Raw genomic sequence first — 21,873 nt, forward strand, 5'->3', positions numbered from 1 at the left:
GAGCCTTCAATCAAACGCCCAGGCACCCGCGCAGGTTGGGCCAATTTCACCGCGCCAAATGGCGCGACCGGGCGGATCGAACCCAGCACCGCTGGCGATCATCAGGGGCAACAAATGTTCTTCCCTGGGGTGTGACGCCACACCGCCCGGGGCCGCGCGCCAGCGACTCAACTGGTCGGTCCGGGTCTGCCAATCACCGCTCAATGCTTGGTCCAACCAGTCATGAAAAGCATACGAGGCCGGGGCTTGACCGGCGAAATCGCGCAGGTTGTGATAGCTCATGCCCGAGCCCAAAATCAAAACGCCTTCATCGCGCAAACTGCTGAGCGCGCGCCCCAACTGACAGTGCATCACAGGGTCCAGATTGGCTTGCAAAGACATGGCCACCACCGGGATGTCGGCTTGCGGGTACATCACTTTGAGCGGGATGAACACCCCATGGTCCCAGCCGTGCTCAGGGTCGATGAACGAGGGGAACCCGGCTGCCTCGAGCAAGTGGGCCGCCTGTGCGGCCAATGCAGGTTGGCCTGGGGCTGGGTATTGCAAGGCATAGGTTTCAGGCGGAAAACCGTAGTAGTCGTAAATCAACGCTGGGTTTGAGCCACTGGTGAAGGAGGGCACGCGGGCTTCCCAGTGCGCCGTGATGATCAAAATGGCGCTGGGCTTGGCCGGCAGGTGCTGGTCGATATCGCGCAAAAAATCTTCGGTCTGCTGAAACAGTTGCTTGCGCTCACCGGTCATGAAAAACGAAGGGCCACCCCCATGGGGAATGTACAAGGCCGGCATGCGGGACATGTCAAATTCCCCCTGAAGAAATCATCGGTTGTCCAAGGCCAACTTGGGGACCACCCGGGCATAAATCGCTCGTTCCGCGTCCACCACGTGTCGGTAATCGTTGGCATTGAGAAAGGCTGGTGCAACCAGGGACACGGCAACAAAACTTTTGAACTCTTCCGATTCAATGGCTTTTTGCAAGGCGTCATTCAAGCGCACAACCACATCGGCGGGCAGACCTTTGGGTGCAAAAAAACCAAAGTCAGCACGCAAAGCGAGGTCAATGCCTTGTTCCCTCAAGGTGGGTACGGTGCCCAAAGCAGCCGCCCGGGTGGCACCAAACTGCGCGATGGCCCGCAGCTTGCCGGCCTCCACCTGGGCGTTGATCACGCCCGGCGCACCAATCACCACATCCACAAAGCCACCCATCACCGCGGTCAAAGCCGGTGCCAAGCCGCGGTGCGGCACATGGGTGAATTGGAAGCCTGCTGCATCGGCCAAAGCTTCTCCGGCCAAATGCACCGCCGTGCCATTGCCGGGGCTGCCAAAGGTCAGCTTGCCGGGGTTGGACTTGGCATACGCCACCATCTCGCGCGCATTGCGAAAGGGCGCATCGATGCGGGCCGCCAAATAATGGGGGGTGATGCTGGCACGGGCCAAGGGCATCAAATCTTCATAAACATATGCGGGCTTGCCCACCAAAGGGGCCACGGTGAGAACCGCAGGTGCCGAATACAACAAGGTGTAGCCGTCTGGGTTGGCTCGGGCGACGTAGGTTGCGCCAATGGTGCCCCCCGCACCATCGCGGTTTTCAACCACCACCGATTGGCCCAAGTGCTTGGCGGCCAGCTCGGCGATTTTTCGGGCCTCGCGGTCGGTGGCTCCAGGGGCATAGGGCACGACGATGGTGATCGCTTTGGTGGGAAAACCTTGCGCCGATAGGCTCAAGGCTGTGCACAAGGCCAAGCAGGCCCACCCTTTGAAAATCCAACCCCAGATTGAACTGTTCAGATACATCTTGCTTCTTTCATGGATCACACAACATGGCGCGCGCAAACGCGCATCGACTTGGGTCATTTTCACCCCAAAATGAAAGCACTCTCTTAGACCCCAGACAAACTGCAAGCGCTTAGGATGCAGGCTTTTGCATGACGCATTGCGGGGCACACCTTGATAGAACACCATTTACAGCAACTGATCGAGCGACTCACCCAAGCTGGTCATGCATGGCCCCAACAGGTCGACACACAGGCCCGTTGGCTGGTGCTTGACACCTTGGGTTGCGCCATCGCCGGTGGTCGATCTCCCACCGTGCGGGCGTGGCTAGAAGGACAGCACCTGCGCACCGATCCCTTTGCCACCGCAGACCCCACCCCCACCGGGCCCAGCGCAGGTGCCGCCATGGCCTTTGCCATGGCCGCTTGTTGGGACGAAGCCTGTGAAGGCCATGCCCGTGCCCACGGCCGCCCTGGCGTGGCAGCCTTGGCGGCGATTTGGCCCTGGGTGCATCAATTGAATTGGGGGCAGTTGCTGAACGCTTTCGTGCTGGGCTACGAAGTGGGTGCGCGCATGGGTGCCTTGCTGCGCATTGCACCGGGCATGCATGTGGACGGCAATTGGCCGTCCTTGGGCAGCGCGGCAGCGGCAGCCAGCGCCTTACAGCTCAATGCCCAGCAGACCCTGACCGCCATCCACATCGCGGCCTGCCAATTACCCACCTCGTTGTACCGACCGATCCAAACCGGCGACACAGCGCGCAACACCTATTTGGGCCACGCCGCCATGCTGGGGCAAATGTCAGCACAAGCCGCAGCCGCTGGCATCAGCGCACCCGCCAATGCCATCGAAAACCATTTGCAAGTGGTCTATCAAAAATCCGCGCCTGAGGGATGGCAAGGAGCGGACGATTTTGAAATTTTGTCCGCCTACTTCAAGCCCTATGCGGCAGTGCGCCATGTCCACTACGGCGCGCATGCTGCGTTGGGCCTGCGCACACAGTTTGACTTGGATTTGTTGGACCACATCGATTTATGGGTTTACCAAGAAGCCTTGACGTATTGCGGTGTGCGCCAACCCCAAACCCCATTGCAAGCGCAGTTTTCGCTGTCTTTTGGCGTGGCCGCCATGCTCCGCTGGGGGCACCTGAATTCAACCGTCTACACCAGCCCCGAATTTGAGGATGAGGGGGTGCGCCAGCTGGAGAAAAAAGTGACCATACACGTGCACCATGAATGGACCCAAAAGCAATGGCGACGCGCCAAGTTGCAACTGTCGTTGGTGGATGGTCGGGTGCTGGAGAACACCTGCCACGCGGTGATGGGCGACGCTGACATGCCCTGGAGCGAAGCAGCCTTGAAGCAAAAATTCATCATCAACTGCGAGGGCAGTTTGAGCCCTGCACGCAGCCTAAGCTTGGCCGACCATGTGCTTCATGCCCCAGCCCAAGCCGCCATCTTTCCCTGAGTGACTGCACACAGGCTTGGGGGCAGAGCGCCTAAGACACCTCCCGCGCCTGATCAAAAGCACCACCAAGCCCGCATCATTGGGCAGTGCAGTTGTTGCCCTGCCAACGCGACCCCACCACTTTCTCTTGGCGTATTTCAAACGTGGTTTGGCAGGTCAGGGAGATGTTGTAAGCAGGGGAGCCTCCCACGGCTTGGGTGAAGGCGCTGTTCCCCGTGAAGATGGTTTGGTAAGAAGGTGCAGTGCCCGGAACCCACATCTGCCCCTGACGCATGAAGCTGACAAATTTGCTGCCAGCGGCTTCATATTGGTTGTTTGGCGGTCCCCAGGTCCGGTAAAGGTCCAACTCAGACGCGCCCACCCAAGCGCTGAGCATTTGTTCATATTTGGCCGTCGTGGCGCAGCCCGAAAGCAACACCGCCAAACATGCCAGCCACAGGCCGCGAAATCGCCTCATGGGGTCGCTCCTGAAGGGTCATGTGCGTGCATGGTTCATCGCCTCCCTGGCGCTGCGGATGGATGCTGAAACGTGATGGTGGCCCATGGCCTTGTGTCTCTTGCCATGATAGAACCAAACATACCGCTGGCCGTGGGCAGCCCCATGGTCGCGGCCTTGTCAGCCAGCGTTGGACAGGGCCGCTAGAATCACCTGCATGATCTGCAAACAAAGTGCTACACCCCACGCTCCACGGACCCCGTCGGTTCAGGGACGCACCCGCACGATCACTTTGAAAACAACCAAAGGCTAACCGCCTTGGTTCGTCGCGCCCTTCCCGGCCAGACGAGCCGGGGATCAAAAACACATGGATTGAAAGGGCAAACACATGAAAAAAATCGGAAATCGCGTCGGCCTGGTCGGCTGGCGAGGCATGGTCGGCTCGGTCCTGATGGACCGCATGCAAGCTGAAAAAGACTTCGACCTGATCGAGCCCGTGTTTTTCTCCACCTCCAACGCCGGAGGCGCAGCGCCTGCCATGGCGAAAAACGAAACCAAGCTGCTCGATGGCCACAACATCGACGCCCTCAAAGCTTGCGACATCATCATCACTTGCCAAGGCGGCGACTACACCTCGGAGGTGTTTCCCACGCTGCGCAACGCCGGATGGAAGGGCCACTGGATTGACGCGGCCTCCACCCTGCGCATGAAAGACGACGCCATCATCATCCTCGACCCGGTGAACCTGCCCGTGATCGAAAACGCCTTGGCCAAAGGTGGCCTCAATTGGGTCGGCGGCAACTGCACGGTGAGCTGCATGTTGATGGGCGTGGGCGCTTTGTACAAAGCCGGTTTGGTGGAGTGGATGAGCACCCAAACCTACCAAGCCGCCTCCGGTGGTGGGGCCGCGCACATGCGCGAACTGCTGACCCAGTTTGGCACCCTCCACGCCGAGGTCAAAGACCTGTTGAACGACCCCAAAAGCGCCATTTTGGAAATTGACCGCAAAGTCATCGCTAAGCAGCGTGCCCTCACCGCTGCCGAGACTGAGAACTTTGGCGCACCCTTAGGTGGCTCGCTCATCCCATGGATCGACAAAGATTTGGGTCTGGGCAAAACTGAAGGCGACGAGTTCTGGGGCACCAGCCGGGAAGAATGGAAAGGCATGGCCGAGGCCAACAAAATTTTGGGTCAAGGACCGGGCTTTGCGCAACCCGCAGTCCCCGTTGATGGCTTTTGCGTACGCATTGGTGCGATGCGCTGCCACAGCCAAGCACTCACCTTCAAACTCAAAAAGAATGTTCCGATCGCCGACATCGAGGCCATGATCGCTGCTGACAACGAATGGGTGAAGGTGGTTCCCAACAACCGTGAGGCCACTTTGCAACACCTCACCCCCGTGGCAGTGACTGGCACCATGACGATTCCCGTGGGCCGCATCCGCAAAATGGCGTTTGGCCCAGAGTATGTCGGCGCTTTCACCATTGGCGACCAACTGTTGTGGGGGGCGGCAGAGCCTCTGCGGCGGATGTTGAGAATTTTGCTGCGCAGTTAAGGAAGAAGGTAACATCTGCGAATGTTCAATATGTCCTGGATACTGCCATGAAAAACCTTCGAACAGCTGCATTTTGGGTGCTGTCGAGCTTTTGGATGGGCTCTGTCGGGGCCCTCAGCCTGGGCAATATCAGCTTGCTCTCCAAGCCCGGTGAACGCTTGCTGGCCGAGTTGGAAGTCAAAGACATCAGCCCGGTCGAAGGAAATGATTTGCAGGCTTTTTTGGCATCGCCCGATTTGTACAGCGTGGCGCGTGTGACCCCTTCACCCGAATTGGCCTTGATCAAAACACAATTCAGGCGCAAGCCCGATGGGACTGCCGTAATTGAGTTCAGCAGCGAGCAACCGCTCACATCATCTTCCTTGGACATGCTCATCGAGTTCCGCTGGGCCACAGGTCGGCGGGTTTTCATGGGCAACATCCCGACCCAATCGGGTGCGAGTCCTGCAGCAACTGCCGCGGCCCCAGCACCTGCGCCGAGCTTGCCGGTGATCAGCCCGCCCGCCGTGGCACAGCCAGAGCCTGCGCCAGCAACACCCACAGCACCAACTGTTCCCGCCCCTTCTGCACCAGCACCTGCCGTGGCTGAAAAGGCTGCTGAGCCCCCACCCCCCGCGACCCCCGCCACCAAAACTGCCAAAACAGAACGAGGTCAAAGCCTCACCGTGGTCCGCGGCGACACAGCGGGCGAATTGGCGGCACTGCACAAAGAAAGCAACGTCTCCCTCGACCAAATGCTATTGGCCTTGCTGCGCGCCAACCCCGATGCATTCGTTGACAACAATGTCAACCGCCTCAAAGCCGGTGCTGTGCTGAAACTGCCCAGCGCACAAGAAGCCCAACAAACCCCCACCACAGAAGCGCGCCAAACCATCAAAGCGCAGGCCGCTGACTTTGCCAAATACCGCGCCAATTTGGCTGCTGCTGCACCCAGCACCGAATTGCCCAAGGCCGGCCGAAGCGCTGAAGGACGGGTACAAGCCCAGGTCAAAGATGGCAGCACGAAGCCCAGCCAAGACAAGCTCACCTTGGGCAAGGCCGACTCCAGCGCCGCCCAAGAAGCCGACAAAGTCGCCGCCCAAAAACAAGTGGAGCAAACCGCCAAAGAAACTGAAGCTGCCAGCCAAACTGTGACCGATCTGAATGCACTGGCGCAGGCGGCCAGTGGCATCGCTGCCCCGGCTGTGGCTGTAGCCGTGAACGCCCCACCCGCCAAAGCCTCTGGCAGCGTGGTTGACGAACTCATTGAGCACCCCTGGACCCCTTATGCTGCGGGTGCCTTGGTGGCACTGCTGGCTTTGTTGGCCTGGGGACGCAGTCGCCAGCGCGCCACGCCAGAAAACCCAACTTTCGATGACCGTTCCAGAGCCAGCCCAGTCGAATCCAGCCCCCAAAACCCCTTCAACTTTGACCTGGAGTTGGATGCCCAACCCAAGTCGGTGTCGGCCCAAGGTCGCGAAGTGGCACCGCCGTTGGATGCCGTCGCGCCTGACTTGAGCGACGCCCCACCGCCCTCCGACTATGAGGTTCGCCTCAACTTGGCCGAGGAGTTGTGGGACATGGGGCAACAAAACACCGCCCGCGCCCTGGCAGATGAGGTGGTGCGCGAGGCCACGGGCGAGATTCAACTCAAGGCCCAACGCTGGTTGAGCCAGCGAAAAGCCTGAGCCGCATGCGCGTGGCGCTGGGCCTGAGCTACTTGGGCCAGGCTTACGAAGGTTGGCAAAGCCAACGCTCTGGGCTGACGGTGCAAGACAAGTTGGAGGCCGCGCTCAGCGACTTTTGCCAACAACCGGTGCACACCTTGTGCGCAGGCCGCACCGACTCAGGGGTGCATGGTCTGATGCAAGTGGTTCACCTCGACACCGATCTGACACGCGACATGTCCTCTTGGGTGCGCGGCACCAATGCTTTTTTACCCGCCGACATTGCGGTGCAATGGGCCCAAGAGGTACCGCCCAGCTTTCATGCCCGTGGCAGTGCGGTGGGCCGGCGCTACGCCTATGTGGTGTTGTCATCCCCTGTGCGCCCCAGCTTAGAGAGCGGTCGGGTGGGTTGGGTGTTTCGCCCCCTGCAAGCCGAGCCCATGCAAACAGCCGCCAAGCTGCTGCTGGGCGAACACGATTTCAGCTCGTTTCGGGCCTCTGCATGCCAGTCGCCCACACCGGTCAAAACCCTGCGCAAGATCGATATTTCGGCCTGTGGCGGGGATAACGGCCAAGCCTACTGGCGCTTTGAATTTGAAGCCAATGCTTTTTTGCACCACATGATTCGCAACATCATGGGTTGTTTGTTGCAAGTGGGCCAAGGCCTTCAACCCGTATCGTGGATGCAAGAGGTGCTGCATGCCCGCAACCGGGATGTTGCGGCACCCACCTTCTCTCCAGATGGCTTGTATTTTTTAGGCCCGCAATACGCGCCGGAATGGGGCTTGCCCACGCGCACGCCTGCGTATGATTGGTTGCCATCATGACCCCCTCTGTGTACACCACCCGCATCAAGATGTGCGGCTTCACCCGCGAATCCGATGTGGATGCAGCGGTGGCCGCTGGTGCGGATGCGATTGGCCTGGTGCTGTACCCACCCAGCAAGCGGTATGTGGACGCGCAGCGCGCTGCGCAATTGGCCCGCCGCTTGCCCGCCTTTGTCACCCCTGTGTTGCTGTTTGTGAACGCCCAAGCCAGCGAGATTGAAACCGCCGCTGCCCAAGTGCCTGGCGCATGGCTGCAGTTCCACGGCGATGAAACTCCCACCGAATGTGCCCATTGGGGTCAACGGCTGGGTCGGCGCTGGCTGCGTGCCGCACGCATTCCCCTGGGAGAAGCGTCACCCCCGTTTGACCTCGTAAAATACACCCAAGATTATTCACAGGCCAACGCTGTGCTGCTCGACGCCCATGTCGACGGTTATGGCGGTGGCGGCAAGGCATTCCATTGGTCACGGCTTCCAACAAACGTCAATGCTCACCTCGTTTTGTCTGGTGGACTCACACCTGCAAACGTGGCCGACGGCATTCGTGATGTGCGCCATCGGGGTCTGTCGCTCGCCGTGGATGTGAGCTCAGGCATCGAATCTGCGCCTGGCATCAAGGATGCCCACTTGATGCAAACTTTTGTGGCGGCTGTGCGGGCCGCCGACCTCCGCGCCGCTCACGGCGACTGAAATATCCCCTTCCGACCTTTGGCCCTTGTGGGCCCTTGCAACAGGCGAACCATGTCCACCTACCAACAACCCGACGCCAGCGGCCACTTTGGCATCTACGGCGGCAGTTTTGTCAGCGAAACCCTGACCCACGCCATCGAAGAGCTGAAAGACGCTTACGCCCAATACCAACACGACCCCGCTTTCATCGCCGAATTCAAATCCGAGTTGGCGCATTTTGTGGGCCGCCCCTCGCCTATTTACCACGCCGCTCGCATCAGCCGTGAAATGGGTGGTGCACAGATTTACTTGAAGCGCGAAGACCTGAACCACACCGGTGCGCACAAGATCAACAACACCATCGGCCAAGCCATGCTGGCCAAGCGCATGGGCAAGCCGCGCATCATTGCCGAAACCGGCGCGGGTCAGCACGGCGTGGCCACCGCCACCATTTGTGCCCGCTATGGCTTGGAATGCGTGGTCTACATGGGCAGCGAGGATGTGAAGCGCCAAAGCCCCAACGTCTACCGCATGAAGTTGCTCGGTGCCACGGTGGTGCCCGTGGAGTCGGGCAGCAAAACCCTGAAAGACGCTTTGAACGAAGCCTTGCGTGACTGGGTCGCCAATGTGGACAACACCTTCTACATCATCGGCACCGTGGCCGGACCCCACCCTTACCCGATGATGGTGCGCGATTTTCAAAGCGTGATTGGCGAGGAATGCATTGCCCAAATGCCCAGCATGCACCACGGCTTGCAGCCCGATGCGGTGCTGGCCTGTGTGGGCGGTGGCTCCAACGCCATGGGCATTTTTTACCCCTACATCCCGTTCGAGAAAACCCGATTGATCGGTATCGAAGCCGCCGGTGAAGGCATGGAGTCGGGTCGCCACTCGGCTTCGCTGCAACGCGGTGTACCTGGTGTGTTGCACGGCAACCGCACCTATGTGTTGCAAGACGCCAATGGGCAAATCACCGAAACCCATTCGGTGAGCGCGGGTCTGGACTACCCGGGCGTCGGCCCCGAACATGCATTTTTGAAAGACATTGGCCGCGCCGAATACGTGGGCATCACCGACCAAGAAGCGCTGGACGCGTTTCACTACCTGTGCCGCACCGAGGGCATCATCCCCGCGCTGGAATCCAGCCACGCCGTGGCCCACGCCATGAAGCTCGCCAAAACCATGACGCCGAAGCAATCCATTTTGGTGAACCTGTCGGGGCGCGGCGACAAAGACATTGGCACCGTGGCCGATTTGTCCAACGCCGACTTCTTCTGCCGCCCCAGCTGCCAAGGCCAAACCGTCAAAGGCGAGCAAGCCATTTCACTGGCGGCATTGAACGGGAGCAAAGCATGAGCCGCATTGCCACCGTCATGGCCTCGCTTAAAGGCGCTGGTCGCAAAGCCTTGATTCCTTACCTGATGGCCGGTTTTCCCGAGCCTTCGCACACCTTGGGCCTGATGCACGCACTGGTGCAAGGCGGTGCTGACATCATCGAACTGGGCGTGCCCTTCAGCGACCCCATGGCCGACGGCCCTGTGATTCAAAAAGCCGGTGAAGCCGCACTGCGCCACGGTGTGGGCATGGGCGAGGTGCTGGCCATGGTGCGTGAATTTCGAGCCACCGACAGCACCACCCCCATTGTGTTGATGGGCTACGCCAATCCGGTGGAGAACTACAACCTGAAACATGGCGTGAACAGCTTTGTGAGCGATGCCGCCAAAGCCGGTGTGGACGGTGTGCTCATCGTCGACTACCCGCCCGAAGAATGCGTGGACTTCGCGGCCAGCTTGCGGGCGCACGAGATGGATTTGATTTTTTTGCTCGCCCCCACCAGCACCGACAAACGCATGCAGCAAGTGGCGGCCGTGGCCAGCGGCTATGTGTATTACGTCTCGCTCAAAGGCGTGACGGGTTCGGGTGCTTTGAACACCGACGAGGTCGAAGCCATGCTGCCGCGCATTCGCCAGCATGTGCACATCCCCGTGGGTGTGGGCTTTGGCATCCGCGACGCCGCCACCGCCAAAACCATTGGCCAAGTGGCCGATGCGGTGGTGATTGGCAGCAAGCTGATTCAATTGGTGGAGGCCGCCCCCAGTGGACAAGCCGCTGAAGAGGCCCGCAGCTTCATGGCCGAGATACGCCAGGCCATGGACACCCCCTGAGGGGCTCGGTTGCGCACCACCATGCCCCTGCATAATCCGCACATGGCCTTTGCGCCCAGGAGATCTACATGAGTTGGCTTGAAAAACTGCTGCCCCCGAAAATCCAGCAAACCGACCCCGCCGATCGGCGCACCGTGCCTGAAGGTTTGTGGGTCAAATGCCCCAGTTGCGAAACCGTTTTGTACAAAAACGATTTGGAACAAAACCAAAATGTGTGCCCCAGCTGTGGCCACCACCACCGCATCACCGCCCGGGCGCGTTTGGATGCTTTTTTGGATGCCGAAGGTCGATATGAAATTGGCCAAGAGGTCTTGCCGGTAGACGCGCTGAAATTCAAAGACAGCCGCAAATACCCCGAGCGTTTGAAAGAGGCCTTGGAAAATACCGGCGAAACCGACGCCTTGGTGGTGATGGGTGGCTCGGTGCACAACATCAACTTGGTGGTGGCTTGCTTTGAATTTGACTTCATGGGCGGCTCCATGGGCTCGGTGGTCGGCGAGCGCTTTGTGCGCGGGGTGCACACCGCCATTGAGCAAAAAGTGCCCTTCGTTTGCTTTACCGCCACGGGTGGTGCGCGCATGCAAGAAGGCTTGCTCTCGCTCATGCAAATGGCCAAAACCAATGCCGCCTTGACGCGGTTGGCCAAAAAGGGATTGCCTTACATCAGTGTGCTGACCGACCCCACCATGGGTGGCGTGTCAGCGGGTTTTGCTTTCCTGGGCGATGTGGTGATGGCCGAGCCCAAGGCATTGATCGGCTTTGCCGGTCCCCGCGTGATCGAGAGCACAGTCCGCGTAACTCTGCCCGAAGGGTTTCAGCGCGCCGAATTTTTGCTGCAAAAAGGTGCCATCGACCTCATCAGCGACCGGCGCGATTTGCGCAAAACCGTGGCCAACACCTTGGCCATGCTGCTGCGCCAACCCGCCGATGCGGTGGCCTGATTCTCGACCCCGACTTTCTTCGTCCAACGCCGCCTGTGCGGCCATTCCACTTTGACCCACCATGAGCATTCAACTCTTTGCCTTTGACACCCCCAATGGCCGAAAAATTTCTGTGGCTTTGGAGGAGATGGGACTGCCCTATCAAGTCCAAGTGGTCAACATCACCCAAGACGACCAGTTCAAACCAGATTTTTTGCGCATCAGCCCGAACAACAAAATTCCGGCCATCATCGATAACCAGGGCCCCGATGGCCAGCCCATCAGCGTGTTTGAGTCTGGCGCCATCTTGATGTATTTGGCCGAAAAAACCGGGCTCTTTTTACCCGCCAAAGGCGCGGCCCGCGTGTCTGTCTTGGAGTGGCTGATGTTCCAAATGGGTGGCTTTGGCCCCATGCCTGGGCAAGTGCACCACTTTGCCGGTTTGACCCATGAAGACGACAAGCGCTATGGCTTGCAGCGCTACATGACCGAAACCCTGAGGCTTTATGGTGTGATGGACAAGCGTTTGGCCGATCACGCATTTTTCGCGGGCGATTTGTCGATTGCCGACTTTGCCATCTTGGGATGGGTCTGGCGCCATCCCCGCCACCAAGTCGATTTGGCGCAATTCCCGCACGTCAAGCGCTGGTTTGACCAATTGATGGCCCGCCCAGCGGTGCAACGCGGCTTTGCGGTTGCGCTCAAGTGAGCGCCGCAAAGCTCAGCGGTAAAAAGCCTCGACCCGCCCTTTGAGTTTCAGCAACAAAGGCTTGCCCTTGCGGTCCAACGTTTTGCCGGCTGGCACCTTGACCCAGCCTTCGCTGATGCAGTACTCCTCCACATCGTGTCGCTCTTTGTCATTGAAGCGAATGCCAATCGCATGGGCCAGTACGTCGGCCGCATAGTGTGGGCTGCGGTCATCGATGCTGAGGTGGTCGGGCAAAGGGGGACGCTCGGTGGCAGTGCTCATGTCGTTGGGTTCCATGGATAGGCAGCCATTGTCCTGGATTTGCGCATCGACACGGCGCCTCACCGCACCCACAGGTCGAGCCACCTAAAATCCATCGTTTGGCGCAGCCGCGCCGGTTTTTCAACCCTGGGACGCAGCATGCCGTGCGGCCCCCATCACCACTGCCCCATGTCTGACACCACCCCCGCCGCTGATGCCCCACAAGACGAGAACCAACTCATCGCGGAACGCCGTGACAAACTCAAGGTGCTGCGCGAGCGCCAGGCCGCCGGTGGTGCCGTGGCCTTTCCCAACGACTTCAAACCGGCCCACCATGCGGCCACCTTGCATGACAGCCATGGCGACAAACCCCCGGAAGTGCTGACCCAAGAGGGCCAGCTGGCCCGGGTGGCAGGGCGGATGATGCTCAAGCGGGTGATGGGCAAAGCCAGCTTTGCCACGGTGCAAGACAGCACCGGGCGCATCCAACTGTATTTGGCGCGCGACGAAATTGGCGAAGACATCTACAACGACTTCAAGCACTGGGACTTGGGTGACATCATCGGCGCCGAAGGGCGCTTGTTCAAAACCCGCACCGGCGAGTTGTCGATCCATGTGACCCAGGTTCGCTTGCTGACCAAAAGCCTGCGCCCCATGCCCGACAAGTTCCACGGTGTGCACGACCAAGAAATCAAATACCGCCAACGCTACGTCGACCTGATGACCGATGAAAGCGCGCGCAAACGCTTTGTGGCGCGCAGCAAAGCGGTCAGCGGTATTCGCGAGTTCATGGTCGGCCATGGTTTTTTGGAAGTCGAAACACCCATGCTGCACCCCATCCCGGGTGGGGCCAATGCCAAGCCGTTTCGCACCCACCACAATGCCTTGGACCAAGAGATGTTCTTGCGCATTGCCCCCGAGCTGTACTTGAAGCGCTTGGTGGTCGGCGGTTTTGAGCGGGTGTTTGAGATCAACCGCAACTTTCGCAATGAAGGCATTTCGGTGCGGCACAACCCCGAATTCACCATGATGGAGTTTTATGCGGCCTACTGGAATTACCAAGACCTGATGCAGTTCACAGAAAGTTTGGTGCGCGATGCCGCCGAAAAAGCCGTGGGCACCTTGCTCTTGACCTACGACGGCAAACCGGTTGACCTGTCCAAATCCTTTGCCCGACTGACCATCCGCGAAGCTATTCAGAAGCACACCGAAGCGGGCGACCACGTGGACAACGCCGAGTGGCTGCGCCAAGCTTTGAAAAAGTTGGGCTTGAATGAAGAAAAGCACCACTTGTCCCAACGCAGCTTGGCGGGTTTGCAGGTGCTGTACTTTGAAGAAACCGTGGAAGACAAGCTGTGGGAACCCACCTTCATATGTGAACACCCGGTGGAAATTTCACCCTTGGCCCGTGCCAGCGACAGCCACCCCGAGGTGACCGAGCGCTTTGAGCTCTACATCACCGGGCGCGAATTTGGCAATGGCTTCAGCGAGTTGAACGATGCCGAAGACCAAGCGGCGCGTTTTCACGCGCAGGTGGCGGCCAAAGACAGTGGCGACGACGAGGCCATGTTTTATGACCACGACTTTGTGCGCGCCCTGGAGTACGGCATGCCGCCCACCGGCGGTTGTGGCATTGGCATCGATCGGCTGATGATGTTGCTCACCGACAGCCCCAGCATCCGCGATGTGATCTTGTTCCCAGCCTTGCGCCGCGAACATTGAACCCAGCCTGACCCCAGGCGACTCAAGGGCTTGGTTTTTTGCGCGGGCTGGGTGCATCCAAAATCTGACGCGCCACGATTTCTTTCATGATTTCGGTGGTGCCCCCATAGATGCGCTGCACCCGCGCGTCGGCCCAGGCTCGGGCAATCGGGTACTCGGCCATGTAGCCATAGCCGCCAAACAACTGCACACAGCGGTCCAGCACTGAAAACTGCATCTCGGTGGTCCAAAACTTGGCCACCGACGCAGTAGCGGTATCGAGTTCGCCGCGCAAATGGCGTTGCAAGCAATCCTTTAAAAAACTGCGGGCCACTTGCACATCGCCATAGGCCTGGGCCAAGGCATGTCGCACCACTTGCTTTTCTGCCAGCGGCGCACCAAAAGCTTTGCGCTCTTGCACATGCGCACAGGTCCAACGCAGACCAGACTCCATGGCTCCCACAGCGGTGATGGCCACGAGCAAACGCTCTTGGGGCAACTCGTTCATCAAATACGCAAAGCCCTTGCCCTCTTGACCCAACAGGCAGTTGGCGGGCACCCACACATCGTCAAAAAAGAGTTCTGATGTGTCTTGGGCATGCATGCCCATTTTTTCCAGATTGCGCCCACGTGCAAAGCCTTTGCGTGTGGTGTCAACCAAAAACAAGCTCACCCCACGCGCGCCCAGATCGGGTTGGGTTTTGGCCGCCACCACCACCAGGTCCGCCAACTGCCCGTTGGAGATGAATATTTTTTGACCTTTGATCAAATAGCCGCCATCGTGCGGGGTGGCACGGGTGCTGATGTTGGCCAAATCGCTGCCCGTGCCCGGCTCGGTCATGCCAATGGCCGATATCACCTCACCACGGGCCATGCGCGGCAACCAAGTTTGCTGCTGCTCGGGCGTGCCGTAATGGTGCAGATAGGGGGCCACAATGTCTGAGTGCAAATGGAACAAAGGGCCGCTGAAGCCGCTGCGCGCCAACTCTTGCACCAAGACGGCACTGTGGCCAAAGTGGGCGCTGGAACCACCCAGCTCTGTCGGCAAGCCCATGCACAGCAAACCCAATTCACCCGCATGGCGCCAAAGTTCGCGCGAGACCTGTCCCTCACGCTCCCAACGCGCATGGTGTGGGGCAATTTCTTTGTCAATGAAGCGCCGGACCATGTCGCGCAAAGCGGCCAACTCGTCGTCATCACCGTCGTCCCAATCCCAAGACAAACTCATGCGCTGGCTCCATGTGTGTTGATCAATTTGCTCATGTGGCACCTTCTTCCAACGCCCAACGCACATGGGCGGTCATGGCTTTGGCAATGGCATTCAAAGATTTGCGTCCATCGGGCTTGTACCAAATGGGCACATGGTTGAGGGCACCGATCAATTGCAGGCGCAACAAACTCTTATCGGTGCCACGCCGCAGGGGCAAGCGGGCCACCAGCACTTTGAATTTGTCTTCATAGCCGTGGCGCAAATCGATCAAGGCTTGGCGGCCTTCTTGGGGGAAGTCGTGCGGCTGCACTTGAATGAACACACTGGCAAACGGCGAAGCCCCTGGCAGGGTGCCCAGCATCATCTCCAAGTGGTTCAGCACTGCCCGCTCCAGTTGCACCACCGGAGAGGCAGAGCTAGCCAATATGTCGTCGATGGCCTGGCTGACCAAGCGCACACCCTCGGTGTAGACCGCCAGCAGCAAATCGCTTTTGGCCGCGTAGTGGTAATAAATAGATCCAGCGATCATCCCCGAGGCTTGGGCGATATCGCGCATGCTGGCCTGTGCATAGCCCTTGTCGCGAAACACCTGGGCGGCAGCGAGCAACAAATCTTGGTGGCGGTTGTGTGCACGCGGCTTGGGGCTGCGGCGCAAAGGCGGGTTGCTGGATGACAAACGTTTTGCGGGTGCTGACCCCGCCAAAGTCACACTCATGCGGACCCCGGGCCAAAGGTATCCACCAAGGCCTGTGTGGCATTGGCAAACGGTCGAGCCTGCGACATGTCATGGATTTTTGACCATTGCTCGGCCACAAATTCTGGCGTTGCCTGCCCCTCAGGTGCACGCACACCCATGGACTCCACCACTTGAACACCGGCAAAATATCCAGCACCTGCGGCCACAATTTGTCCACTGTGCTGACAAGCCTCACTGGCCATGTAGAGCACCGCTGCACTGACTTTGTCGGGCTCGGCTTGTTGCATCCATTGCGCCAGACCCAAGCCTTCGGTCATGCGGGTGAGGGCCACCGGCGCAATCGTGTTGACCAAAATGCCATAGCGAGCACCCTCATCCTTGAGGGTGTTCATCAGGCCGACCAAACCCATCTTGGCGGCGGCGTAATTGCTTTGGCCGAAATTGCCATACAGGCCTGCGGCCGAGGTGGTCATGACAATGCGGCCGTATTGTCGTTCTTGAAACACGGGCCACACCGCGCGGCTGCACAATGCCGAGCCGATCAGGTGCACCCGGATCACCGCCTCAAAATCGGCGGGGTCCATCTTGACCAAGGATTTGTCGCGCAAGATGCCCGCGTTGTTGATCAGCACATCCACGCGGCCAAAGGCGCTCATGGCCGCATCGACCAAGGCTTGCGCACCTTGTGGCGTGGCGATGTTGTCAAAATTGGCCAGGGCTTTGCCACCGGCTGCGGTGATCTCGTCCACCACGATTTGTGCGGCGGCCTGGTCGCCGCCTTGGCCTTGGACACTGCCACCCAAATCATTGACCACCACCATCGCCCCGCGCTGGGCCAAGGCCAAAGCATGTGCTCGGCCCAAACCACCCCCGGCACCGGTGACGATGGCCACGCGTTGGTCAAATCGAATGCTTTCTGCCATAGGGTTTATTCCTTCATGGGACGCCATCAGCCACGGTACATGGCTTCCACTTCGCCACTGTATTTGGATGCAATGCTTTCACGGCGAATTTTCATGGTCGCGGTGACTTCGCCATCATCGTGGTCGAGCTCTTTGGTCAACAAGTGAAACTTGCGCACATGTTGCACCTGGGGCATGCGCCGATTGACCGCCTCCACCTCTTGGGAAACCAAATCGCGCACCGCCGCATGTTCGGCCAAGCTTTTGAAGTTGGTGTAAGTGATGGCTTTCTCTTCGGCCCATTTGCCCACAGTCTCACCGTCCACCTGAATCAAGGCACTGACAAAGTGGCGCTTGTCGGCGACGATGATGGCCTCTTTGATGAAGCCCGAAAACTTGAGCATGTTTTCGATTTCGCTGGGCGAGATGTTTTTGCCCCCTGCCGTGATCATGATGTCTTTTTTGCGGTCGACTATTTTGATTTCTTGGCCCTGCGGCAAGTCCGGCGTGGGCACCCATTGGGCGATATCACCGGTGTGCAACCAGCCATCCGCATCAATGGCTTGGGCGGTCGCCTCGGGGTTGCGAAAGTAGCCCTTGAACACAGTCGGACCGCGCAGCAATAACTCGCCATCCTCGGCCAATCGGGCCTCCAAGCCAGGAATGGGGTCACCCACCGTGCCCAGGGGTGACGCGCTGTCGCGCTGCAAGGTGGCAATGCCCGCGGTTTCGGTCATGCCATAGCCCTCGGTGATTTGCACCCCGACGATGCGGAAAAACCGCAGCAAGTCAGGCGACACCGGTGCGGCCCCAGACATCGCCCGGCGGCATTCGCGCAAGCCCAAAAAATTGCACAAGGCGCGAAACACCAAGGCATACCAAAAGGCGTAATACGCTTTTTGTACCCCAGTCCAGGTGCGGCGCGGCCGATCCGCAAAACCCTCCACCGCTGCAAACGCGTGGTCAAACAGCCAGCGCTGAGATGCACTGGCCTCGCGCATTTTCAACACGATCGAAGCATGCATTTTTTCCCAAATGCGGGGCACACCCAGAAAAATAGTGGGGGCAATTTCCCGCAAATCACTTTGCACGGTGCGGATGGATTCGGCAAAGTTAACCACCGCACCCGACTGCATGGGCAAAGAAATGGTGAATATTTGCTCAGCCACATGGCACAAGGGCAAGTAAGACAACATCGCATCGTTGGCATCGCATTGGTAGTAATGCTGCGCCCCCAAGGCCATGGCGGTGATGTTGCCGTAGGAAATCATGGCGGCTTTGGGCCGCCCAGTAGAGCCTGAGGTGAAGATCATCAGGGCAATGTCATCGGGCACTTGCTGCCCCAAAGTGCTCACCTGGGTTTGCTTCATGGAGGCCGGTGCATCCCGCCCCAACTGACAGACCGATTCGAAGCTTTTCCATGCCGTATCGCTGTAATGGCGCAAACCCTTGGGGTCGATGACGACCATGAGGGGCGCTGCGGCCAGCTCGGGCATGGCTTCGAGCACCTTGTCGAGTTGCTCTTGGTCTTCGCACACCACGGCGCCCACATCGGCCGCTTGCAGCAGGTAAGCCACTTCGGCGGCCGGGCTGGTGGGGTAGATGCCCACCGTGATCATGCCCACCATGCCGCAACCCAACTGGGTGTAAACCCATTCACAGCGGTTTTCGCTGATGATGGCGATACGCGACTGCGCTGCCAAACCCAAGGCCATCAAGCCCAAACCGAACTCACGCGCATGGCGCTCGTAATCTTGCCAGGTGATGGGGCCCCAAATGCCAAAATCTTTTTGGCGCAAGGCCACATCATGGGGGCGCTGCTGCGCCCAATGCTGTAATTTTTGCGGCAAGGTGAGGTGGGTGAATTCGCTCATGACAACCACCGCTTGCGCCGCTTGTAGTGTTTAACGTCGCGAAAACTGGCCACCTCTGACGCCCCTTCCGAATAGCCCAAATAAAAGCGTTGCACGTCGGCATCGTTGCGCAATCGATCGACCGGACCACTGACCACCACTTTTCCGTTTTCCATGATGTAGGCGTCGCTGCAAATGCCAAAGGCGGCAAAGGCGTTTTGCTCCACCAACAACATGGCCACGCCTTGCTCACGGTTGATGCGGGCAATGATGGCAAAAATTTCCTCGACCACTTTGGGTGCGAGTCCCAATGAGGGCTCATCGAGCAAGATCAAATTGGGCTGCCCCACCAAAGCCCGGGAGATGGCCAACATTTGCTGCTCGCCACCCGACAAATACCCAGCCCGTTGTTGGCGCCGTTCGGCCAAACGTGGAAAGTACTCAAACAAACGATCAAAGTCGGGCTTGGCCGCCCCCACCCGGCCTTTGAGGGCCAAGGTGGCGGCGATCAGGTTTTCTTCCACAGTGAGGTCTTCAAACACATGGCGGCCTTCGCGCACATGGGCAATACCACTGCGCGCGATCAAGTGCGGCGCCATGCCATTCAAAGATGTGTTGGCCGCCCAAATTTCGCCACTGCGCACCTCGCCCTTTTCCAGGGGCAGCAAACCCGACACCGCTTTGAGCGTGGTCGTTTTGCCAGCCCCATTCGAGCCCAACAGCGCCACCATGGCACCCTTGGGCACATGCAAGGACAAGCCGCGCAACACCTGGATGGTGTGGTGGTAAACCACCTCGATGTTTTCGATGCGCAGTGCGGCGTCGACGACCTCTTCAGCCATGGCCATCAAGCGGTTCTGATCCACCCACTGGCGGGCTCAAACAGTTTGGCATTGGCGTCGAAACGGTAAATGCGCCCGGTGGCAATTTGGTGTCCCTTGAGGTTGACCGGCAAGCCGCTGATGCCGCCCGAATCCCAATCGGTCATGGTTTCCAACGCCGCTTTCATGTTGGGGCCAGTGAGCGGCTTGTTGGCCTTCAGCACCCGCTCCATCACTTCGGCAAAGATGGTGCCCACCAACCAACCATGGGTGTAGAAGGTGCTGACGTATTTGATATCGGGGCGGCGTTTTTGGGCAAACTGGTTCATGGTCACCATGGCCGGAGCGTCTTTGGTGTCGTGGCTGTAGCGGTAAGGCATCACACCCATCCACCCATCGCCCACCGCGCCCATGGCTTCGGCAGTGGATTTGTCCATGCTCCAGATGGTTCCCATGAACTGGGTACCGGTCATGCCGGCCTCGCGCATTTGGCGGATGAACTCTGGGATGGGCGCCAGCACATACCCATGGAAGATCACATAGTCGGGGCGGGCGCGGCGCAGCTTGGCCACTTCAGCCGACACGTCCACGCTGCCAGGCTTGGTGACAATTTCTGACACCACGTTGAGGCCCATTTTCTTGGCCCGCTCCTTGGTGGCTTCAATCGGGTCACGGCCAAATTCTGTGTCGCTGTAAACCAGTGCCACGGTGGGTTTGGTGCCGCCTTTGGCCTGGCTGTTGATGTACTCCAACAAAATGGCGCACATGGACGCATAGGTCGGACCGGCCATGAAGTAATAAGGCACTTTATCGGGGTCGGCCAAATCGGAGGCGAAAGAGGGGCTGCAGGTGAGCGTGGTGCCCAGTTGGCTCACCTCCACCGAGGCGGCTTTGGCCCAAGCCGTGGAGTCACCGTAAAACACGGGCGGCTTGTGCGCGGCCATCAGTTTTTTGAACACCGCCATGGCCTGGTCCATTTTGTAACCCGAGTCTTCGCTGATGTAGCGCAATTTGCGCCCCATGATGCCGCCCCTGGCTTCGTTGCGCCACTCGCAGTAATCGTTAACACCCATGTTCAGACCCACACCTGCAAAGGCAAACACACCAGTGATGGGTGGGGCCGCAGCCACCACCAATTCACCCGACTGGGCCCAGGTGGTCAGGGGCAAGCCCAGGGCACTCAAGCCTGTGGCAGCAGCAACGCTTTTGAGCGCATGGCGACGAGAATTCATGTCAGTCTCCTTCAAGTTTTAAAAGGCCACAAATGGAAGAAGCGGCGTATGCGCCGCCACATTTCGACCAGGCCGTGCGGTTCGAAAATCAAAAAAGCGATGATCAATGCGCCAAACACCATCTCACGCATGGGCGAGAGCAGCTCCATGGCATTGGGTGCCCAAATGGTCAACAAGGTGACGATGCCACGCAGCACCTCTGGCACCAAAGTCATGAAGGCCGCGCCCAAGATGGTGCCCAGCACCGTGCCCAAGCCACCCACAATGATGGCGGCCAGGTAAAAAATCGACAAGGTGAAGGTGAAATGCTCGGGCGTGATGGCGCGGTAAAAATACCCCATCAGTCCCCCAGCCACACCCGCATAAAAAGAACCCAAGGCAAAGGCCATGAGTTTGCCGCGAAACAAATCGATGCCCAGCACCTCGGCCGAAATGTCTTTGTCGCGGATGGCGATGAAAGAGCGACCCACATGCGTCCTGAGCAGGTTGCGCGCACCCAGCAACATCACACCGGCGCAGGCCATGATCACGTAATAAATATCGCGGTCGGTGTTGATCACCCATCCCCACAACTGGGCTGGGGCAATATTGACACCCCGCACCCCGCCGGTGACCGAATCCCATTCCCTGAACACAAACATCAAAATGAACTGGGCCGCCAAGGTGGCCACCGCCAAATACAAGCCCTTGATGCGCAAGGATGGGATGCCCACCAGCACGCCAATCAGCGCACTGACCATACCGGCCAGCGGTATGGTGAAGTAAAAAGGCACGCCCCACTTGTCCAAAAATGCAACCGTGTAGCACCCCACCCCCATGAAGGCGGCATGGCCCAAGGAAATTTGACCGGCAAAGCCCGTGACAATGTTCAAGCCCATGGCCGCAATCACATGGACACCGGTCAAGCAGGCCAAATAGGTGAAGTAACTGCCCCCCACCCAGGGAAAGATCAGCAGCAGGCCGACAAACCCAATCAGCCAACTGCGCTGCACCCGGGTGATGAGCAAGGACTCATCGTGGGCATAGCTGGCTCTGAAATCACCGATGCGCATGG

Annotated in this window: 21 protein-coding genes; 10 read left to right on the forward strand and 11 right to left on the reverse strand. The window is 59.0% G+C overall.

The window, feature by feature from the left end; genetic code table 11:
• Positions 1-6 precede the first annotated feature (6 nt).
• Together AC8GFZ_RS15090 and AC8GFZ_RS15095 are read right to left on the reverse strand one after the other, a co-directional pair.
• Positions 7-795: a DODA-type extradiol aromatic ring-opening family dioxygenase gene (locus tag AC8GFZ_RS15090; RefSeq protein ID WP_506645735.1), complete on the reverse strand. Its 789-nt coding sequence runs from the start codon at positions 793-795 to the stop codon at positions 7-9.
• 21 nt (positions 796-816) lie between these two features.
• Positions 817-1,851, reverse strand: a complete 1,035-nt coding sequence (locus AC8GFZ_RS15095; RefSeq protein ID WP_506645736.1) for a Bug family tripartite tricarboxylate transporter substrate binding protein — start codon at positions 1,849-1,851, stop codon at positions 817-819.
• Between the two features lie 93 nt (positions 1,852-1,944).
• Here AC8GFZ_RS15095 and AC8GFZ_RS15100 point away from each other — a divergent pair, with 93 nt between their 5' ends.
• A complete protein-coding gene (locus AC8GFZ_RS15100) occupies positions 1,945-3,237 on the forward strand; it encodes an MmgE/PrpD family protein (RefSeq protein ID WP_506645737.1) in 1,293 nt (430 codons plus the stop codon).
• Positions 3,238-3,313: 76 nt separating this feature from the next.
• Here the strand turns inward: AC8GFZ_RS15100 and AC8GFZ_RS15105 are convergent, their stop codons facing one another.
• On the reverse strand, positions 3,314-3,694 hold the full coding sequence (locus tag AC8GFZ_RS15105; RefSeq protein WP_506645738.1) for a hypothetical protein: 381 nt from the start codon (positions 3,692-3,694) through the stop codon (positions 3,314-3,316).
• 376 nt (positions 3,695-4,070) lie between these two features.
• Here AC8GFZ_RS15105 and asd point away from each other — a divergent pair, with 376 nt between their 5' ends.
• The 8 genes from asd to AC8GFZ_RS15145 all read left to right on the forward strand — a co-directional run bounded on the left by asd (position 4,071) and on the right by AC8GFZ_RS15145 (position 12,163).
• Positions 4,071-5,228 (forward strand): aspartate-semialdehyde dehydrogenase, encoded by a 1,158-nt coding sequence (asd, locus tag AC8GFZ_RS15110; protein ID WP_506645869.1) that lies wholly within the window; start codon positions 4,071-4,073, stop codon positions 5,226-5,228.
• A 47-nt stretch (positions 5,229-5,275) separates the two neighbouring features.
• The gene (locus AC8GFZ_RS15115; protein WP_506645739.1) at positions 5,276-6,895 is read left to right on the forward strand and encodes a type IV pilus assembly protein FimV; all 1,620 of its coding nucleotides are present in this window, start codon (positions 5,276-5,278) and stop codon (positions 6,893-6,895) included.
• Positions 6,896-6,900: 5 nt separating this feature from the next.
• Positions 6,901-7,701, forward strand: a complete 801-nt coding sequence (gene truA / locus AC8GFZ_RS15120; RefSeq protein WP_506645740.1) for a tRNA pseudouridine(38-40) synthase TruA — start codon at positions 6,901-6,903, stop codon at positions 7,699-7,701.
• A complete protein-coding gene (locus tag AC8GFZ_RS15125) occupies positions 7,698-8,390 on the forward strand; it encodes a phosphoribosylanthranilate isomerase (RefSeq protein WP_506645741.1) in 693 nt (230 codons plus the stop codon). Before truA ends, AC8GFZ_RS15125 begins: the two co-directional genes overlap by 4 nt.
• Positions 8,391-8,441: 51 nt before the next feature.
• Positions 8,442-9,725 (forward strand): tryptophan synthase subunit beta, encoded by a 1,284-nt coding sequence (trpB, locus tag AC8GFZ_RS15130; protein WP_506645742.1) that lies wholly within the window; start codon positions 8,442-8,444, stop codon positions 9,723-9,725.
• The gene (gene trpA / locus AC8GFZ_RS15135) at positions 9,722-10,534 is read left to right on the forward strand and encodes a tryptophan synthase subunit alpha (protein WP_506645743.1); all 813 of its coding nucleotides are present in this window, start codon (positions 9,722-9,724) and stop codon (positions 10,532-10,534) included. The genes trpB and trpA overlap by 4 nt, the downstream gene beginning before the upstream one ends.
• A gap of 68 nt (positions 10,535-10,602) precedes the next feature.
• Positions 10,603-11,475 carry an acetyl-CoA carboxylase, carboxyltransferase subunit beta gene (gene accD / locus AC8GFZ_RS15140; RefSeq protein ID WP_506645744.1) on the forward strand — a complete coding sequence of 291 codons (873 nt, stop codon included), beginning with the start codon at positions 10,603-10,605 and terminating at the stop codon, positions 11,473-11,475.
• 61 nt (positions 11,476-11,536) lie between these two features.
• Positions 11,537-12,163, forward strand: coding sequence for a glutathione S-transferase family protein (locus tag AC8GFZ_RS15145; protein WP_506645745.1), 627 nt, complete (start codon positions 11,537-11,539; stop codon positions 12,161-12,163).
• Between the two features lie 12 nt (positions 12,164-12,175).
• Here the strand turns inward: AC8GFZ_RS15145 and AC8GFZ_RS15150 are convergent, their stop codons facing one another.
• On the reverse strand, positions 12,176-12,424 hold the full coding sequence (locus AC8GFZ_RS15150) for a DUF3297 family protein (RefSeq protein WP_506645746.1): 249 nt from the start codon (positions 12,422-12,424) through the stop codon (positions 12,176-12,178).
• A gap of 168 nt (positions 12,425-12,592) precedes the next feature.
• Here AC8GFZ_RS15150 and lysS point away from each other — a divergent pair, with 168 nt between their 5' ends.
• Positions 12,593-14,125, forward strand: a complete 1,533-nt coding sequence (gene lysS, locus AC8GFZ_RS15155; protein ID WP_506645747.1) for a lysine--tRNA ligase — start codon at positions 12,593-12,595, stop codon at positions 14,123-14,125.
• Between the two features lie 22 nt (positions 14,126-14,147).
• Here lysS and AC8GFZ_RS15160 read toward each other — a convergent pair whose 3' ends face one another.
• The 7 genes from AC8GFZ_RS15160 to AC8GFZ_RS15190 are packed head-to-tail and all read right to left on the reverse strand — an operon-like array spanning position 14,148 to position 21,871.
• Positions 14,148-15,332 carry an acyl-CoA dehydrogenase family protein gene (locus AC8GFZ_RS15160; RefSeq protein WP_506645748.1) on the reverse strand — a complete coding sequence of 395 codons (1,185 nt, stop codon included), beginning with the start codon at positions 15,330-15,332 and terminating at the stop codon, positions 14,148-14,150.
• 31 nt (positions 15,333-15,363) lie between these two features.
• Positions 15,364-16,029 (reverse strand): TetR/AcrR family transcriptional regulator, encoded by a 666-nt coding sequence (locus AC8GFZ_RS15165; protein ID WP_506645749.1) that lies wholly within the window; start codon positions 16,027-16,029, stop codon positions 15,364-15,366.
• Positions 16,026-16,934, reverse strand: coding sequence for an SDR family NAD(P)-dependent oxidoreductase (locus AC8GFZ_RS15170; protein WP_506645750.1), 909 nt, complete (start codon positions 16,932-16,934; stop codon positions 16,026-16,028). The genes AC8GFZ_RS15165 and AC8GFZ_RS15170 overlap by 4 nt, the downstream gene beginning before the upstream one ends.
• 26 nt (positions 16,935-16,960) lie before the next feature.
• On the reverse strand, positions 16,961-18,787 hold the full coding sequence (locus tag AC8GFZ_RS15175; protein WP_506645751.1) for an AMP-dependent synthetase/ligase: 1,827 nt from the start codon (positions 18,785-18,787) through the stop codon (positions 16,961-16,963).
• Positions 18,784-19,608 (reverse strand): ABC transporter ATP-binding protein, encoded by an 825-nt coding sequence (locus AC8GFZ_RS15180; protein ID WP_506645752.1) that lies wholly within the window; start codon positions 19,606-19,608, stop codon positions 18,784-18,786. The genes AC8GFZ_RS15175 and AC8GFZ_RS15180 overlap by 4 nt, the downstream gene beginning before the upstream one ends.
• Before the next feature lie 5 nt (positions 19,609-19,613).
• Positions 19,614-20,819, reverse strand: coding sequence for an ABC transporter substrate-binding protein (locus AC8GFZ_RS15185; protein ID WP_506645753.1), 1,206 nt, complete (start codon positions 20,817-20,819; stop codon positions 19,614-19,616).
• Between the two features lie 11 nt (positions 20,820-20,830).
• Positions 20,831-21,871: a branched-chain amino acid ABC transporter permease gene (locus AC8GFZ_RS15190; protein ID WP_506645754.1), complete on the reverse strand. Its 1,041-nt coding sequence runs from the start codon at positions 21,869-21,871 to the stop codon at positions 20,831-20,833.
• Positions 21,872-21,873: the final 2 nt, after the last annotated feature.

It is taken from the genome of Limnohabitans rimovensis (SeqCode), from assembly GCF_965234775.1.
GTDB lineage: Bacteria > Pseudomonadota > Gammaproteobacteria > Burkholderiales > Burkholderiaceae_C > Limnohabitans > Limnohabitans rimovensis.